Origin of the sequence: Paraniabella aurantiaca (assembly GCF_050309965.1) — a bacterium.
Classification (GTDB): domain Bacteria; phylum Bacteroidota; class Bacteroidia; order Chitinophagales; family Chitinophagaceae; genus Niabella.
This window is the reverse complement of the sequence record NZ_JBLOSY010000002.1, coordinates 1,075,578-1,090,549: the sequence shown is the minus strand read 5'-3', so window position 1 is coordinate 1,090,549 and position 14,972 is coordinate 1,075,578. Positions and strand designations below refer to the sequence as shown.

At 40.4% G+C, this 14,972-nt stretch carries 17 protein-coding genes; 12 read left to right on the top strand and 5 right to left on the bottom strand.

Translation table 11 applies throughout. From position 1 onward, the window contains the following. Window positions 1-53: 53 nt before the first annotated feature. Window positions 54-1,892: a glutamine--fructose-6-phosphate transaminase (isomerizing) gene (gene glmS / locus ACLOAU_RS18970; RefSeq protein WP_427863488.1), complete on the bottom strand. Its 1,839-nt coding sequence runs from the start codon at window positions 1,890-1,892 to the stop codon at window positions 54-56. 111 nt (window positions 1,893-2,003) lie between these two features. Beyond that, window positions 2,004-3,395, bottom strand: coding sequence for a magnesium transporter (mgtE, locus tag ACLOAU_RS18965; protein WP_427863487.1), 1,392 nt, complete (start codon window positions 3,393-3,395; stop codon window positions 2,004-2,006). Window positions 3,396-3,568: 173 nt separating this feature from the next. Here mgtE and ACLOAU_RS18960 point away from each other — a divergent pair, with 173 nt between their 5' ends. Next, a complete protein-coding gene (locus ACLOAU_RS18960; protein ID WP_427863486.1) occupies window positions 3,569-3,952 on the top strand; it encodes an SET domain-containing protein in 384 nt (127 codons plus the stop codon). A gap of 2 nt (window positions 3,953-3,954) precedes the next feature. Here the strand turns inward: ACLOAU_RS18960 and ACLOAU_RS18955 are convergent, their stop codons facing one another. Further along, window positions 3,955-4,407: an RES family NAD+ phosphorylase gene (locus ACLOAU_RS18955; protein WP_427863485.1), complete on the bottom strand. Its 453-nt coding sequence runs from the start codon at window positions 4,405-4,407 to the stop codon at window positions 3,955-3,957. Further along, window positions 4,407-4,856: an Xre family toxin-antitoxin system antitoxin gene (locus ACLOAU_RS18950; RefSeq protein ID WP_427863484.1), complete on the bottom strand. Its 450-nt coding sequence runs from the start codon at window positions 4,854-4,856 to the stop codon at window positions 4,407-4,409. The genes ACLOAU_RS18955 and ACLOAU_RS18950 overlap by 1 nt, the downstream gene beginning before the upstream one ends. A 105-nt stretch (window positions 4,857-4,961) precedes the next feature. Here ACLOAU_RS18950 and rnhA point away from each other — a divergent pair, with 105 nt between their 5' ends. The 3 genes from rnhA to ACLOAU_RS18935 are packed head-to-tail and all read left to right on the top strand — an operon-like array spanning window position 4,962 to window position 7,004. Then, window positions 4,962-5,429 carry a ribonuclease HI gene (gene rnhA / locus ACLOAU_RS18945; protein WP_427863483.1) on the top strand — a complete coding sequence of 156 codons (468 nt, stop codon included), beginning with the start codon at window positions 4,962-4,964 and terminating at the stop codon, window positions 5,427-5,429. A gap of 26 nt (window positions 5,430-5,455) precedes the next feature. Continuing rightward, window positions 5,456-5,785 carry an L-rhamnose mutarotase gene (locus ACLOAU_RS18940; RefSeq protein ID WP_427863482.1) on the top strand — a complete coding sequence of 110 codons (330 nt, stop codon included), beginning with the start codon at window positions 5,456-5,458 and terminating at the stop codon, window positions 5,783-5,785. Window positions 5,786-5,804: 19 nt separating this feature from the next. Next, window positions 5,805-7,004 (top strand): serine hydrolase domain-containing protein, encoded by a 1,200-nt coding sequence (locus ACLOAU_RS18935; RefSeq protein ID WP_427863481.1) that lies wholly within the window; start codon window positions 5,805-5,807, stop codon window positions 7,002-7,004. 42 nt (window positions 7,005-7,046) lie between these two features. Here the strand turns inward: ACLOAU_RS18935 and ACLOAU_RS18930 are convergent, their stop codons facing one another. After that, window positions 7,047-7,268: a DUF2795 domain-containing protein gene (locus ACLOAU_RS18930; RefSeq protein WP_114792839.1), complete on the bottom strand. Its 222-nt coding sequence runs from the start codon at window positions 7,266-7,268 to the stop codon at window positions 7,047-7,049. A 188-nt stretch (window positions 7,269-7,456) separates the two neighbouring features. Between ACLOAU_RS18930 and ACLOAU_RS18925 the strand changes: the two genes are divergently transcribed. The 8 genes from ACLOAU_RS18925 to ACLOAU_RS18890 all read left to right on the top strand — a co-directional run bounded on the left by ACLOAU_RS18925 (window position 7,457) and on the right by ACLOAU_RS18890 (window position 14,946). Then, a complete protein-coding gene (locus ACLOAU_RS18925) occupies window positions 7,457-8,107 on the top strand; it encodes an ABC transporter ATP-binding protein (protein ID WP_427863480.1) in 651 nt (216 codons plus the stop codon). A gap of 124 nt (window positions 8,108-8,231) precedes the next feature. Continuing rightward, window positions 8,232-9,764: an MFS transporter gene (locus ACLOAU_RS18920; protein ID WP_427863479.1), complete on the top strand. Its 1,533-nt coding sequence runs from the start codon at window positions 8,232-8,234 to the stop codon at window positions 9,762-9,764. A 45-nt stretch (window positions 9,765-9,809) separates the two neighbouring features. Next, a complete protein-coding gene (locus ACLOAU_RS18915; RefSeq protein WP_427863478.1) occupies window positions 9,810-10,064 on the top strand; it encodes a DUF6814 family protein in 255 nt (84 codons plus the stop codon). A 66-nt stretch (window positions 10,065-10,130) separates the two neighbouring features. Beyond that, entirely contained in the window at window positions 10,131-10,466 is a 336-nt protein-coding gene (locus ACLOAU_RS18910) for a hypothetical protein (RefSeq protein ID WP_427863477.1), read from the top strand. Window positions 10,467-10,549: 83 nt separating this feature from the next. After that, window positions 10,550-12,220, top strand: a complete 1,671-nt coding sequence (locus tag ACLOAU_RS18905) for a SulP family inorganic anion transporter (RefSeq protein ID WP_427863476.1) — start codon at window positions 10,550-10,552, stop codon at window positions 12,218-12,220. A gap of 24 nt (window positions 12,221-12,244) precedes the next feature. Continuing rightward, entirely contained in the window at window positions 12,245-12,883 is a 639-nt protein-coding gene (locus ACLOAU_RS18900; protein WP_427863475.1) for a carbonic anhydrase, read from the top strand. Window positions 12,884-13,192: 309 nt separating this feature from the next. Then, a complete protein-coding gene (eno, locus tag ACLOAU_RS18895; RefSeq protein ID WP_427863474.1) occupies window positions 13,193-14,482 on the top strand; it encodes a phosphopyruvate hydratase in 1,290 nt (429 codons plus the stop codon). A 77-nt stretch (window positions 14,483-14,559) separates the two neighbouring features. Beyond that, window positions 14,560-14,946, top strand: a complete 387-nt coding sequence (locus tag ACLOAU_RS18890) for an FtsB family cell division protein (RefSeq protein WP_427863473.1) — start codon at window positions 14,560-14,562, stop codon at window positions 14,944-14,946. Window positions 14,947-14,972: the final 26 nt, after the last annotated feature.

Below are 14,972 nucleotides of genomic sequence, written 5' to 3'. Positions count from 1 at the left end.
AGAAGGTTGTATTAGAGAATGAAAAGTTGTGTTTGAGAAAGTTTGTAAAAAGACTATTCTACGGTAACGCTTTTAGCCAGGTTACGCGGCATGTCTACATTACAATCCTTTGCCACGCCTATATAGTAGGAGAGCAGCTGAAGGGGAATGACATTAATAAGTGGCGCAATAACTTCATCCGTTTCAGGAACAATCATGACATCGTCGCAGATGCTTTTTGATATTTCATCGCCTTCCGTAATTACCGCCAAAAGTTTTCCTTTTCTCGCTTTTATTTCCTGCATATTGCTAACCACTTTTTCATGGTAAACATCTTTGGTTGCCACAAACACTACCGGCAAATTTTCATCAACCAATGCAATAGGGCCGTGTTTCATTTCTGCTGCCGGGTATCCTTCTGCATGTATATAAGAAATCTCTTTGAGTTTCAACGCACCTTCCAGAGCAATGGCAAAATTATACCCTCGTCCGAGGTATAAAAAGTCGCGGGCATCTTTGTATTTTTCGGCTATTGCTTTTATATGCTCGTGATGGTTTAATACCCAGGCTGCTTTTTCAGGAACAGCATCCAGTTCATTTAATAATCTTCTATATCGTTCATTCGATAAAGAGCCTTTCATATAGCCCACTTTTAAGGCAATCATCATGAGCACGGTTAATTGAGCGGTAAAGGCTTTGGTTGATGCTACGCCTATTTCAGGGCCGGCATGGGTATAAGCGCCCGCATGAGAAGCGCGGGCTATAGAGGAGCCTACAACATTTACTACGCCGAGAATAATAGCACCTTTTTCTTTGGCACTTTCTATAGCAACCAGCGTATCGGCTGTTTCCCCGCTTTGGCTGATCGCAATAATAACATCGCCTTTATTAATTACAGGATTCCGGTACCTGAATTCTGAAGCATACTCTACTTCAACATTAATCCTGCACAAATCTTCAATAATATATTCAGCCACTAGACCGGCATGCCAGCTGGTACCACAGGCAATAATTACAATGCGGTTGGCATTGATGATCTGCTCTGCGTACTGTTGTATACCGGCCATGGTAATGGTTTCTGCTGTTGCATCTAATCTTCCACGCAGGCAATCATAAATAGTAGTAGGTTGCTCAAAAATCTCTTTCAGCATGAAATGATCATAACCGCCTTTTTCTATTGCTGCCAGCTCCAGGTCTAACTTTTGTACATATGGGGTGATCTTTTCGTTGCCCAGGTTCTTTAAAATAAGTTCATCAGGTTTTACTATGGCCAACTCATAGTCGTTTACATACACCACCTCCTTGGTATATTCCAACATCGGGGAGGCATCAGAACCTAAGAAATGTTCTCCTTTTCCAACACCAATAACCAATGGGCTGCCCTTACGCGCTGCAATAATGGTATCCGGATTTTCATTGTCAATTAATAAGATAACATAGGCGCCGGTAACGCGTTTTAAGGCGATCCTGATCGCTTCTTCCAGGGTACATTCGTTATTGGTTTTTATTTCTTCAATAAAATTCAAAAGCACTTCCGTGTCGGTATCACTTTTAAATGTATATCCCTTTTTAGAAAGTTCAGATTTTAACTGAGCATAGTTCTCAATAATACCATTATGTATCATGGCAATTTTGCCGCTTGCCGAATAATGAGGGTGGGCATTTTTGTCATTAGGTTCACCGTGGGTAGCCCAGCGGGTATGACCTATGCCGGTAGTTCCGGCCACATTGCTGGTTCCAATGCTCTCTTCCAGGTCTGCAACCTTTCCCTTTTTCTTATAAATAGTAACGTCATCTTTTTGTTGAAGCGCTACTCCCGCGCTGTCGTATCCTCTATATTCTAACCTTTTTAATCCTTTGATGATAACGGGATAGGCCTGCCTGGTACCCGTATAGCCCACAATGCCACACATAGTATAAAGTTTTTAGGATAGCGAAAATAAGGTTTTTAGAATTCTGCGCAACCGTTTGCGCAGAATGCCTCAGTTCCATTAAGTTATAGAGTTAAAAAGTGCTGTTGTCTGTTAAAGCAGTGTGCCCTTTAACAACATGAAGGCCATAGAGAAGTAAATGATCAGCCCCGTTACATCTACCAGGGTAGCAACAAAAGGTGCTGAGCTCACGGCCGGGTCAGCGCCCATTTTTTTAAGTAGTATAGGGAGCATACTGCCTGATAAGGTACCCCAAAGTACAACCCCCAGCAGTGTTAATCCTAATGTAAAAGCCAGAGGCAGCCAATGTTCACCGTATAAGGATGGGGTTACAATATGAAAAACAAAAATGCGTAAAAAGCCAATAATACCCAGGACGGTACCTAATAAAATCCCGGAAATGATCTCGCGGCGCATGACCCGCCACCAATCGCTGATATACACTTCGCCAACAGCCATTGCCTGAATAATCAGGGTAGAGGCCTGCGAACCACTGTTTCCACCACTGCTTATAATTAGTGGGATAAACAATGCCAAAACAACTGCCCGGGCAATTTCATCTTCAAAAAAAGCCATAGCTGTAGCCGTCAGCATTTCTCCCAAAAATAAAACCACCAGCCAGGGAATACGTTTTCTGAAAAGCCTTAATAATGGAATATCCAGGTAGGGCTCCTCAAATGCCTGTGTTCCCCCCATTTTCTGCATATCCTCACTATATTCTTCAGTGGCTACCCAAAGTATATCATCTATGGTAACAATGCCCAGAAGTTTGTTGCTTTCGCTTACAACCGGCAAAGCTACCCTGTTGTTCATTTTAAAGATCTCACTGGCCGATTCCTGGTCATCATAAGCCTTTAACGATATAACTCTTTCATCCATTAGTTCTGATACCCTGGTATCAGGAGAACTTAAAATAAATTCACCTATCCTGATATCATCCAGCAATTCGCCCGTCTGGTTAATTACATAAATAACGTTGATGGCCTCACTGTTTTTCCCGTATTTCCTGATGATGCCAAAAACCTCCTCAACAGTATTATGGGAATAAACATACACATAGTCAGGGTTCATCAAACGCCCGATGCTGTTTTCGGGATAGCCCAGCAAAGACAGGGTAACCCGTCTTTCCTCAGGATCCAGCAATTTAATGAGCTCCCTCACTGCATTAGATGGGAGTTCTTCCAAAAAGTCAGTCCGGTCATCTGCAGGCAATTCATTTAAGAGGGCTGCGGTATAACTGGGTGGTAGTTCCTGTATAATGCTTTTCTGTTCCAGAACTTCCAGTAGCTTGAAGACGTTCACGGCACGGTGAACGGACATGTTGGCGATAATGAGCGCCTCATGCTCGGGAAATTCGTATACCAGGTCTACCACATCGCTGATATTCTGATCGTCAAGAAATTCTTTTATTTCAGATCTCTTGCCTGACTCTAATATCTTTTCGAATTGTGCCGGTATGGATATTTCGTCTTCTTCCAATTGCATTCGCCAAATTTACGAACTTCAATTATGCAGGAAACTCCTTATACGTATTTTTTGATAAATTAATATTGAAGAACTGTAAGGGCTATTAGGTAAGTTGCGAGTGTTCTCAAAAGACATTACTTTGTTTGTGATAAAGCAATCGAACAATTATTTTTGTTCGAAAATCAATTGACTTGATAGCGCATTGTTTATATATAGCAGAAACAGAAGAAATGGGAAAGGGTGTTTTCACCACCGAAGATATTTCAAAGGGATCTGTTGTGGAAATAGCACCGGTTTTAGTTATGTCTGCCGAAGAAAGGATACTGCTGGATCAAACCCTCTTACATGACTATATTTTTGAATGGGGTGATGGCACTGATCAATGTTGTATGGCACTTGGCTGGGTTCCTGTTTATAACCATTCTTATGAGAGTAACTGCGATTATGAAATGGACTATGATCAAAATACCATTACCATCAAAACGGTAAGGAAAATAAAAGCCGGAGAAGAATTGTTTATTAATTATAGCGGCTCCTGGGATGCAACAAAAGCGGTTTGGTTTGATGTAAGATAGCTTTAAAATAACCGGTTATCCAATCCATAGCGTTTGCTACTGTCTATAATAATCTTTTTGAAATCCTTATGGCTGGGATTCAACAAGTAGTTGTTTTCTTCGGGTATAACAGCCGAAGGTATTTTTAGTACCAGGTCGGATTTTGATTGCAGGAACTCATCTCCGATATACCTTGTATAGTCCATGTCCTCGCTCCATTTTTTTTTCAGAGCCGAATGGTCTATTTCAATAATTTCATCATCGGGCACTGAAAGTTCTACAAGGTGATAAGAGGGCAGGAGTGAAGTTGCTGTTCTATCATAGTTCACAATAATTTCCAGAACGGCAAGTGAGATGTGTTCTGCTCCGTAAAGCGCGTATTGTCCTTTATTATTCCAGCGTCCCCCATACAAAAACGCACCGTAACCCGATAGGTCATCATGGTATTCCGAGCGAACAAGTCTGTAAATAATCATTATGCTGATATACCGTGTTGAATTCTTCCCAGGGTATCAATTACTTCCTGGATACCATTATGAGTATTTAATTTGTTTTTAACCACTTCTCCGTTTAATGAGAAGGGTTTACTTGGCAACCAGTTTTTAAAACCTTCCTGGCCAAATAGCTCATTGCCCGTGTCAATCAAAACCTCCAGCAATAGTATGCGTTCTATTTGCAACCCGTTAAAACCGCCATCATCTTTTGCATAACGGTGCAGGGTACGTTCGCTCATGAAAAGCATATCAGACCATTCTCCTAGAGTAAAAGGGCCTTTACTAAGTATCTTTTTAAAATCTTTATAGGTGAAATCTTTAACCAGTGTTTCCACGCGGCTGGATTTGGGTGTAATATGATAAATAGCCGCAGGTTCTTCTACCTGGCTGGAAGATATATTAGGAATATATTTTTTAATATTCTTTTTCATATCATGTCATTTGTCACAAATATACATGTTTTTTGTCGTATTTTAATTCATTCTTTTATTTTTCCATCCTGCCGGTTTGAGCTTCTCTGCTTTATATTTGCCTTATTGGAACAGGAAATTATTATTTATACAGATGGAGCATCGAGAGGTAATCCGGGACCAGGTGGTTATGGTGTTATTCTGATGTACAAAGGACATGGCAAAGAGCTGTCGGGAGGGTTTAAGCGTACAACCAATAACCGCATGGAGTTGATGGCTGTTATAGAAGGTTTAAAAGCACTTAAAACCAGTCATATACCTGTTGCTATTTATTCTGACAGTCAATATGTAGTTAATTCCATTTCGAAGGGATGGTTGCGTAACTGGATCCGCACAGACTTTAAGGGAGGAAAAAAAAATAAGGATTTATGGTTACAGTATCACCAGCTGGCGAAGAATTTGGATATAAGGATGCATTGGGTACGTGGGCATGCTGACAATCCTTTTAACAACCGGTGTGATGCATTGGCAACTGCAGCAGCAGATGGCAAGAATCTGAAGATCGATATTGGTTTTGAACAGGAAAATGGTTAATAATCCTAACAAAAAATGTAGTACTGATGAGGAAGTATTGTCTTACTGTTGATCTGAAAAATGATGCAGAGCTAATAGCAGCTTATGAGCAGCAGCATCGGGAAATATGGCCCGAAATAACCCGGAGTATCAGGGCCGCCGGAATAGAAAGCATGGAAATATACAGGGTGGAAAATCGTTTGTTTATGATTATGGAGGTTAATGATGATTTTTCCTTTGAGAAAAAGCAGGCTTCAGATGAAGCAAATAGTAAAGTGCAGGAATGGGAAGCCCTGATGTGGAAATACCAGCAGGCCCTGCCTTTTGCCAGGCCTGGCGAAAAATGGGTGTTAATGAAAAAGATCTTTCAGCTATAAATTGGTTAAGAATAACCTAATGATATTTCGAAGACTCACATATATATTAATAGCTTCATGTATTTTGTCTTCCTGTTATGTGGTAAAAGCCTATCGTTTCAGAAAATTTGAGTTAAAAGATCTGGGGAAATTCAAAGCTGCAGCTTTACAGAAGAGCGATCAGGTATTTCGGTTTTATCATTCAGACCCAACTCGTTTTCCTTTAAAGTCTTACCTCGATTCTAATTTGAAGAATAGTTTGACCTATGGATTCCTGGTTATAAGAAATGACAGCATTTTGTATGAAAGATATTTTGGGAATGTTGACTCATCGAACATCTTTCCTTCTTTTTCAGTAGCAAAATCTTTTGTAGGCACTCTGGCGCAAATAGCTCACCAGGAAGGGAAAATCCAGTCTTTAAATGATCCGGTAACGCAATACCTGCCCTGGTTATTGAAAAGCGATAAGGCCTGGAAAAATGTTACAGTACAAAACGTGCTGGATATGCGCACGGGTGTGAAGAGTGATGAAACCTATAATAGTCCTTTTAGTGATGTAATTCAATTAGGTTTTACGCGGAATTTGATGGCCCGGTTAAAGAAAACAAAAGTAGCCTCCCCGTCAAAGGATTTTGTATACAAAAGTGTAAATACACAATTGCTGGGCGCGATCGTAGAAGCTGCTACAGGGGAAAAGCTGGCTAATTATTTACAGCAAAAATTATGGCTGCCTATGGGTATGGAAAGTGATGCCGCCTGGCAAACGGACGCCAAAGGAACTGCCCGGGCTTTTTGTTGTTTAAATGCTACGTTAAAAGACTTCGCAAAGCTGGGACGCCTTTATTTAAATAATGGAAACTGGAACGGCAAACAAATTTTGGCCAAAGAATGGGTGCGTACCATTTTGAATACAGATACGATGCGGGTTTACCAGGGCTATAAAAACCATTGGTGGAGCAGTAGAAATATAAGAAGGTTTGGCGATTCACTGCAGGCTGCCCGGTTTATGGCCGCGCAAAAAGGAAATTGGTATTTAGGTCAGGGTACTCGAAATGGTAAAACCTATTTTAGCGCTTATAATAATCTACCGGCAATATTTGCCCAGGGAATGTTGGGACAGTTTGTTTATGTTAATCCCGGGAAAAACCTGATTATTGTCAGGATGGGGCACAATTGGAAACATAAGGACTTTTATGCGCAAAGATTTATTGAAAATCTGGCGGATATGATACCCAAATAAAAAGCCACTAAAATAGTGGCTTATAAATGCTATTGTAAGTTTTTAGTATTCGTCCTCATTAAATAGGAAATCTTCCTGCGTAGGATAATCGGGCCAGATGTCTTCGATTGTTTCATAAACATCTCCTTCATCTTCCAATTCCTGCAGGTTTTCCACAACCTCCAGCGGAGCACCGCTACGGATTGCATAGTCAATCAACTCGTCTTTGGTAGCCGGCCAGGGCGCATCCTCAAGGTAAGAAGCTAATTCAAGTGTCCAAAACATAGTATAATCGGTTTTCTATAATTAACGTTAATAAGCAACAAAGGGTTGCAAACTGATTTAAAAAAATTTGTGCAAAAGTAACTGTATTACTGAATTTACCAAATTGCTTTTTTAAACATTTTTGACGTTATTTCAAATGCAAAACTTTTACATTTGAAACTATTATTTTATCAGCACAACTCTTTTTAATGATATACGGAAAAGATATTCATAAGGCTTACGGAACTATACAGGTATTAAAAGGAGTAAATGTGGAGATAAAAAAGGGAGAAGTGGTATCAATTGTGGGGCCATCAGGTAGCGGAAAAAGTACCTTACTCCATATTTTAGGTACGCTCGACAAGCCCGACCGGGGCGAAGTGACGATGAATGGTACACGGATCGAAAGCCTGACATCGAAGAAGTTAGCAGCCTTTAGAAATAGTAATATAGGCTTTGTTTTTCAATTTCATCATTTATTGCCCGAGTTTTCAGCTCTTGAAAATGTGTCAATTCCTGCCTGGATTGCAGGGCGAAAGAAAAAGGAGGTAGAAGAACAGGCTAAAGAACTATTACAAATACTGGGTGTTGCTCACCGTTTAAATAACAAGCCCGGCGAATTAAGCGGGGGAGAGCAGCAGCGCGTTGCTGTTGCTAGAGCATTGATTAATCAACCCTCTATTGTTTTCGCTGATGAGCCCACCGGCAATTTGGATACAGCTAACGCCCGGGAGTTACATGAGCTTATTTTTGATCTGCGCACCAAATTTTCACAAACATTTCTGATCGTAACACACAACGACGACCTTGCCCGCCTTAGTGATAGGGTATTACAAATGAAAGATGGCCTTATAGTGTAAAACTAAACAAACTTGCCCTATATTTATAGGCTTAAAGCATTCAACGCCATTTGGTACGCCATAAGAACCCAATGGAAAAGAGTTGTATGTAATTTTAAGCCCATAAAACCACAATAACGATTGTATGAGCAACAAAGGCGAAGGAAATGTTATAACGCGGGTAATTGCAGCGTCCTCTCTCGGCACCATGATTGAATGGTATGACTTTTACATTTTTGGTATGCTTGCCAAAACAATTTCGACTGAGTTTTTCCCTGAAGGCAATGCTACAGCAGCTTTATTGAGCACATTGGCCATATTCGCCGCCGGCTTTATAGTGCGCCCTTTTGGTGCATTGGTATTCGGGCGGCTGGGTGATATATTCGGTAGAAAATCTACATTCCTGTTAACATTAGTGTTAATGGGTGGTTCAACCTTTTTAATAGGATTGGTGCCCGGGTATAAGTCTATTGGTATAGCCGCACCTTTACTTGTTTTGCTGTTGAGATTAATACAAGGGCTGGCTTTGGGTGGCGAGTATGGCGGTGCTGCAACTTATGTGGCGGAGCATGCACCTGCGAATCGACGCGGGTATTTTACCAGCTGGATTCAAACAACCGCCACTTTAGGCCTGTTTCTGGCCTTAGGTGTTATCATGCTGGTTAAGATGAATATGAGTGATGCTGCCTTCAATTCTGAGTGGGGTGGTTGGCGTTATCCTTTTTGGTTTTCTATTTTATTGGTGGGCGTATCGGTGTATATAAGAATGAAAATGGAGGAGTCTCCGCTATTTTCTAAGTTAAAGTCAGAAGGGAAAACAGCCAAAAATCCGCTGAAAGAAAGTTTTAGTAATAAAGCCAATTTTAAAATGGTTTTGCTGGCGCTTTTCGGGGCAGTAATGGGGCAGGGGGTAGTGTGGTATACCGGGCAATTTTACGCGCAGAGTTTTTTAGAGACCAAAGCTATGTTGGATTTTGAACAGAGCCGTACCATCATGCTTTGGGCCATTCTTTTTGCAACGCCTTTTTTTATTTTCTTTGGATGGCTCAGCGATAAAATTGGTCGCAAGTGGATCATGCTTTTGGGTATGCTGATTGCAATTTTGACCTATCGCCCTATTTTTAGTTATCTCCTCGAGAAATCAGATACAAAAGCCTGGCAGGGCGGGACTATCACCTCCGGAGCAGTTGAAGCAACCAAGAGAATACCTTTAGGTAATACAGGCGATACTTTAATTACTACTGTCCAAACCATGCATTATGAATCAGGAGCCGGATATAAGCAGGAGCGGGTAGATACACTTATTGCTGCTACACATCAGGTTCAGATGGGTAAGGCAGTTATAAAAGACAAGGTTTTGCCGTCTAATCTGTATTGGAAGTTCATAGGGCTGGTATTTCTGCTTATTTTATATGTAACCATGGTTTACGGACCAATAGCGGCTTTTTTGGTAGAACTTTTCCCAATAAGAATACGCTATACATCTATGTCTTTGCCCTACCACATTGGTAATGGTGTGTTTGGGGGCCTGGTGCCTTTCATCGGTGTGTTACTGCAAACCACATTTACCGCCGATCCATTGGTAGGTTTATGGTACCCGATAGCAGTAGCTACTTTATGTTTCGTAATTGGAGCCATATATCTTAATAATAAAATTGATGAAGAGGTAAATGATTGACCGGACTATTATACAGACAATCATACCATACTTAAAATAAACACTATGAATGTTATTAAAAGAATTTTAGGCGTAATTTGGTTTTTATTAGGTCCCTCGGTTACCTTTTTTTTAATTGCAGGCGCTGTAAAAAATATTGACAGTTCAGGCAACAAAGACATCAATAATCCTGTTATATGGGTAATTATTATTGCAATATTTGTACCTATAGCAATAGGCTTGATGATCTTTGGTTGGTATGCTATTAAAAATGAGTATGAACATTTGCCTGAGGACTCTGATCATCTGAACTTTGAATAGTAATTAAAAGGATTTTAATCTCAATCTAATTTAAAATGAGAATTTCTTATATCTTCGCCAGTATATATGGGTAAGGTGTTAGGTTACATATCGGCAGCGGTTTTAGCGGGATTATTGCTCCTGCTAACTATTGGTTTGCCGGTAACCTATAGCTCTACAAAGGCGATTAAAAATAATGCAGCTCATGGTAATGCCTGTGATAAAAATCCTTATTCTAATTCTACCGAAGAAAAAACACCATCAGGTACTGTAAGCGTCAGTGAAGAATATGTTCACGAAACGCGCCACGACCTGCATCTTCCCCCTCACCAGATAAGCATCGCTTATATACACGCGCATGAAGCAACCTATGTAGCGTATCATGGAGAACAACACTGTCCTCCCCCCAATGCAGTAGCTTAACTTTCCGTTATTCTTCTTGTGTCTATATCGCTATGTCCGTTTACCTGGTAAATAGGATAGGCTTACAATATTTAATTTTTTTTATGACAAATAAACCCAGATCGACAGGTTATATAAAGTCGTTGGCAAATGATTTGCCGGCATCTATTGTTGTTTTTTTAGTTGCATTACCGTTATGTTTAGGTGTAGCCCTGGCATCTAATGCGCCCTTATTTAGCGGTATTATTGCAGGTGTATGTGGTGGTATTGTAGTAGGTATTTTTAGTGGTTCGCAGTTGAGCGTCAGCGGCCCGGCAGCAGGCTTAACAGCCATAGTAGCCGCAGCCATTACTTCATTAGCTTCTTTTGAGGCTTTCTTATTAGTTGTGGTTTTAGCTGGCGCCATGCAATTGGTTCTGGGCTTTTTAAAAGCCGGCGTTATTGGGGATTACATACCAAGTAGTGTTATTAAAGGTATGTTAGCCGCTATCGGTCTTATTCTTATTCTGAATCAGTTTCCCCATTTACTGGGAGATAGTTCTTCCGCGGAAATTGATGAAAATACACCTAACCCGGATAAGGGCAATATTTTCATTAACTTTTTTAAGGCATTCGGCAGCATCAATTCCGGAGCATTAATTATAGGACTGGTGTGTTTGGCCTTTTATTTTATTTGGGAAGCGATGGTGTCCAACAAAAAAGGTTTGCTTAAATTGATTCCGACGCCTTTGTTAATTGTATTTATTGGTGTTGGTTTAAATGCAATATTTGGTTCGGTTAATTTTGTTCAACCTCTTTCAGGCGATCATTTGGTAAATATGCCTGTAGCCAAATCTGCTGGCGATTTCTTTTCGTTCTTTTCAACCCCCGATTGGAGTATGATCGGGAATGTGCAGGTATGGACACTTGCTGTAACCATCGCTCTGGTTGCCAGTTTGGAAACTTTATTAAGCATAGAGGCAGTTGATGACCTGGATCCTTACCAGAGAGTAACGCCTACCAACAGGGAGTTGAAGGCACAGGGAGCCGGTAATTTGCTGTCGGGTCTTATTGGCGGTATACCTGTCACAAGTGTTATTGTTAGATCTTCGGCCAATGTTAACTCTGGAGCAAAAACAAAGATGTCGACCATTTACCACGGTATTTTTCTCTTATTATCTGTGGCATTTATACCTGCCATCTTAAACCTGATACCTAAAGCCGCCCTGGCTGCAATTCTTATATTTACAGGTTATAAATTGGCAAAGCCCTCGCTGTTTAAAGCATTTTACAAAAAGGGGTGGGATGTATTTTTACCTTTTGTAATTACTATTGCAGCAATTTTGGCAACAGATTTGTTGAAAGGGGTGATATTGGGGATAATCGTAGGGCTGTTTTTTTCTTTCAGATCAAATTTCAGAAAAGCGGTTTTTGTAGTAAATGATGATACCCGCTATTTATTCAGACTGCGTAAAGACGTTTCCTTTCTTAACAAAGCAATTATAAAACGGAAGCTGGAGGAAGTTCCCGAAAATGCTCATGTGATCATTGATACTAAACGGGCGGACTACATTGACAGGGATGTGGTGGAAACAATAGAAGATTTTACACTACATGCCCCTTTGAAAAATATAAAAGTAGATTTATACACAAGCGGATTTGTAGATCATGGATTTTCTTATAAAGTATTGGCCAATAATAATGATGATGCATCTCTTCAGCGTAATTACGAAGAAGTTATTGAGTCAGTAATTCATGGAAACGGAAATAATAATAATGCTAAGAATAAAAATTAATTAACCTTAAAGATTGAAAGCAAAATGAAATCGTACACTGAATTGTTAGAAGCAAATAAAGAGTGGGCATCGCAGATGTTATCCGTTAATCCTACTTTTTTTGACGACCTGGCGCAAACGCAAACTCCCGAATTTTTATGGATCGGTTGTAGTGATAGCCGCGTACCAGCCAACCAGATTACGGGTACCAACCCAGGAGAAATTTTCGTACATCGCAATATTGCTAACCTGGTAGTACATACAGATGTTAATATGCTGAGTGTATTGGAATACGCAGTAATGCATCTTAAAGTGAAACATGTAATAGTTTGCGGTCATTACGGTTGTGGTGGTGTTAAGGCCGCAATGGGAAATAACGACTTCAACCAGATATTAAATATGTGGTTGCGCGTGATCAAAGATGTTTACAAGGACAATCGTGGAGAACTGGACGCTATAGAGGATATCGATGAGCGGGCAGACCGCCTCGTAGAACTGAATGTGAGAGAGCAGGCAGAGAAACTTTGCAAAACCTCCATTATTCAAAAAGCATGGAAAGATCGCCAGGGACCTGAAATACACGGTTGGGTATATGGTTTGAAAGATGGTAAGCTGAAAGAGATCATCAATATTAAACCAGGTGAAACAGTAATTGATCCTATTTATGTTTATGATAACATCTAGTTGAAGCAAATGATTTTCGTGATAAGCATAGCTTCCGGGCTATGCTTTTTTTTATGGGTCTGTCAGCCCCTATAGAGTCAATCGTTCCGCGATGTTAAATAGATGATCACAAATGCCTGCGAAACGGGTTATTAGCTGCTCGCAAATTTTGCTGGCCGGTTAGTTTAATTGCCAGGTCAGTAATTGGCGTTTTCTTTAGGGTTTTCCACAGTTGTGATTTACTTTTTCCAATATTTGTGTATTAGATACGCAAAGTATTAATTAAATTGCGCCACAAATTGAATAAAATACATCTTAAACAGATAATTCATGAGTTACATTTCAGAAGTCTTCGCAAGACAAATATTAGACAGTCGTGGTAATCCAACCATTGAGGTGGATGTAATTACAGACGAAGGCGCTTTAGGGCGTGCTGCTGTGCCAAGTGGAGCCAGCACCGGTATACACGAAGCTGTTGAGTTGCGTGATGGCGATAAAAAGAAATACCTGGGTAAAGGAACTTTAAAAGCCGTTAAAAACGTAAATACTGTAATTGCTCCTGCTTTATTAGGATACGATGTAGCTGATCAAACAGGTATTGATCAGTTGATGATTCAATTAGATGGTACGCCTAACAAAGCTAAACTGGGCGCCAACTCATTGTTAGCGGTAAGTATGGCGGCTGCAAAAGCTGCGGCTGAAGAAGCTGGTTTGCCTTTATACCGTTACATAGGCGGTACCAATGCAAAAACACTACCTATCCCGATGATGAACATCCTGAATGGTGGTGCGCATGCCGACAATAAAATCGATTTCCAGGAGTTTATGATCATGCCGGTGGGTGCAACTACTTTTAGCGAAGGTCTTCGTTGGGGTGTTGAAATATTCCATGCCTTAAAATCTGTATTAAAGAAAAAAGGCTATAGCACTAACGTAGGTGATGAAGGTGGCTTTGCTCCCAATATCCAAAGCAATGAGGAAGCGATTGAAACTGTATTGGATGCAATTGGTGCTGCAGGTTATAAAGCCGGTTCGCAAATTGTGATTGCAATGGATGCTGCTAACAGCGAGCTTTGGGATGCAAAAAAGAAAAAATACGTTTTCCATAAAAGTTCTGGTAAAGAAATGACCAGCGAAGAGTTGGTTAAATATTGGGAAAGCTGGGTGAAGAAATACCCGATCGCAAGTATCGAAGACGGAATGGCTGAAGACGACTGGAAAGGTTGGAAATTGCTTACTGAAACCATTGGCAGCAAATGCCAGCTGGTAGGTGATGATCTTTTCGTAACCAACGTAGAACGTTTACAGCAAGGTATTGATAAGAACACTGCTAACGGTTTGTTAGTAAAAGTAAACCAGATCGGTACCATCACTGAAACGATTAACGCGGTAACCCTTGCACAGCATAATGGTTATAACACTATTATGAGCCATCGTAGCGGGGAAACAGAAGATACCACTATTGCTGATTTAGCGGTGGCATTGAACTGCGGACAAATTAAAACAGGTTCTGCAAGCCGTACCGACAGGATTGCGAAGTACAACCAGTTGATCAGAATTGAGGAATTATTAGGCGACAGCGCTATTTATCCAAAAGGGAAAATCAAATTTGGTAAGTAATAATGAGTTTAAAGTCCCAGGTTCAAAGTTTAATCTAATAACTTTGAACCTGGATTTTGTAACATTAAACATCTTACATGGAAGAGTTTGTTGATTTTGTAACAGAAAAGGAACCGGTTTTACCGAAGGCGCCACGAAAACGTAGGGCTTTGAGCCGGCTGTCCCGTTTTCTTACCAATAAGTATTTTATTGCCTCCGTTGGTTTTTTGGGTGTCATGTTGTTTTTAGATAAAAATGATTTGATTACTACCATGGACCGTAGAGAAGAGTTACAAAACCTCAATCAAAGTAAGGAGCATTATTTACAGGAACTCTCCGAGTTGCGAAAAGTAAAAACGGATCTTGAAAATGATCCTGTTACTATCGAAAAACTCGCCCGGGAAAAGTACCTGATGAAAAGAGAAAACGAAGATATTTTTGTTACTGAAGATAAAAATAAGTCGGTCGCTACTTCTCAGGAATAATAAGTTGATAACTAAACTAAACGATA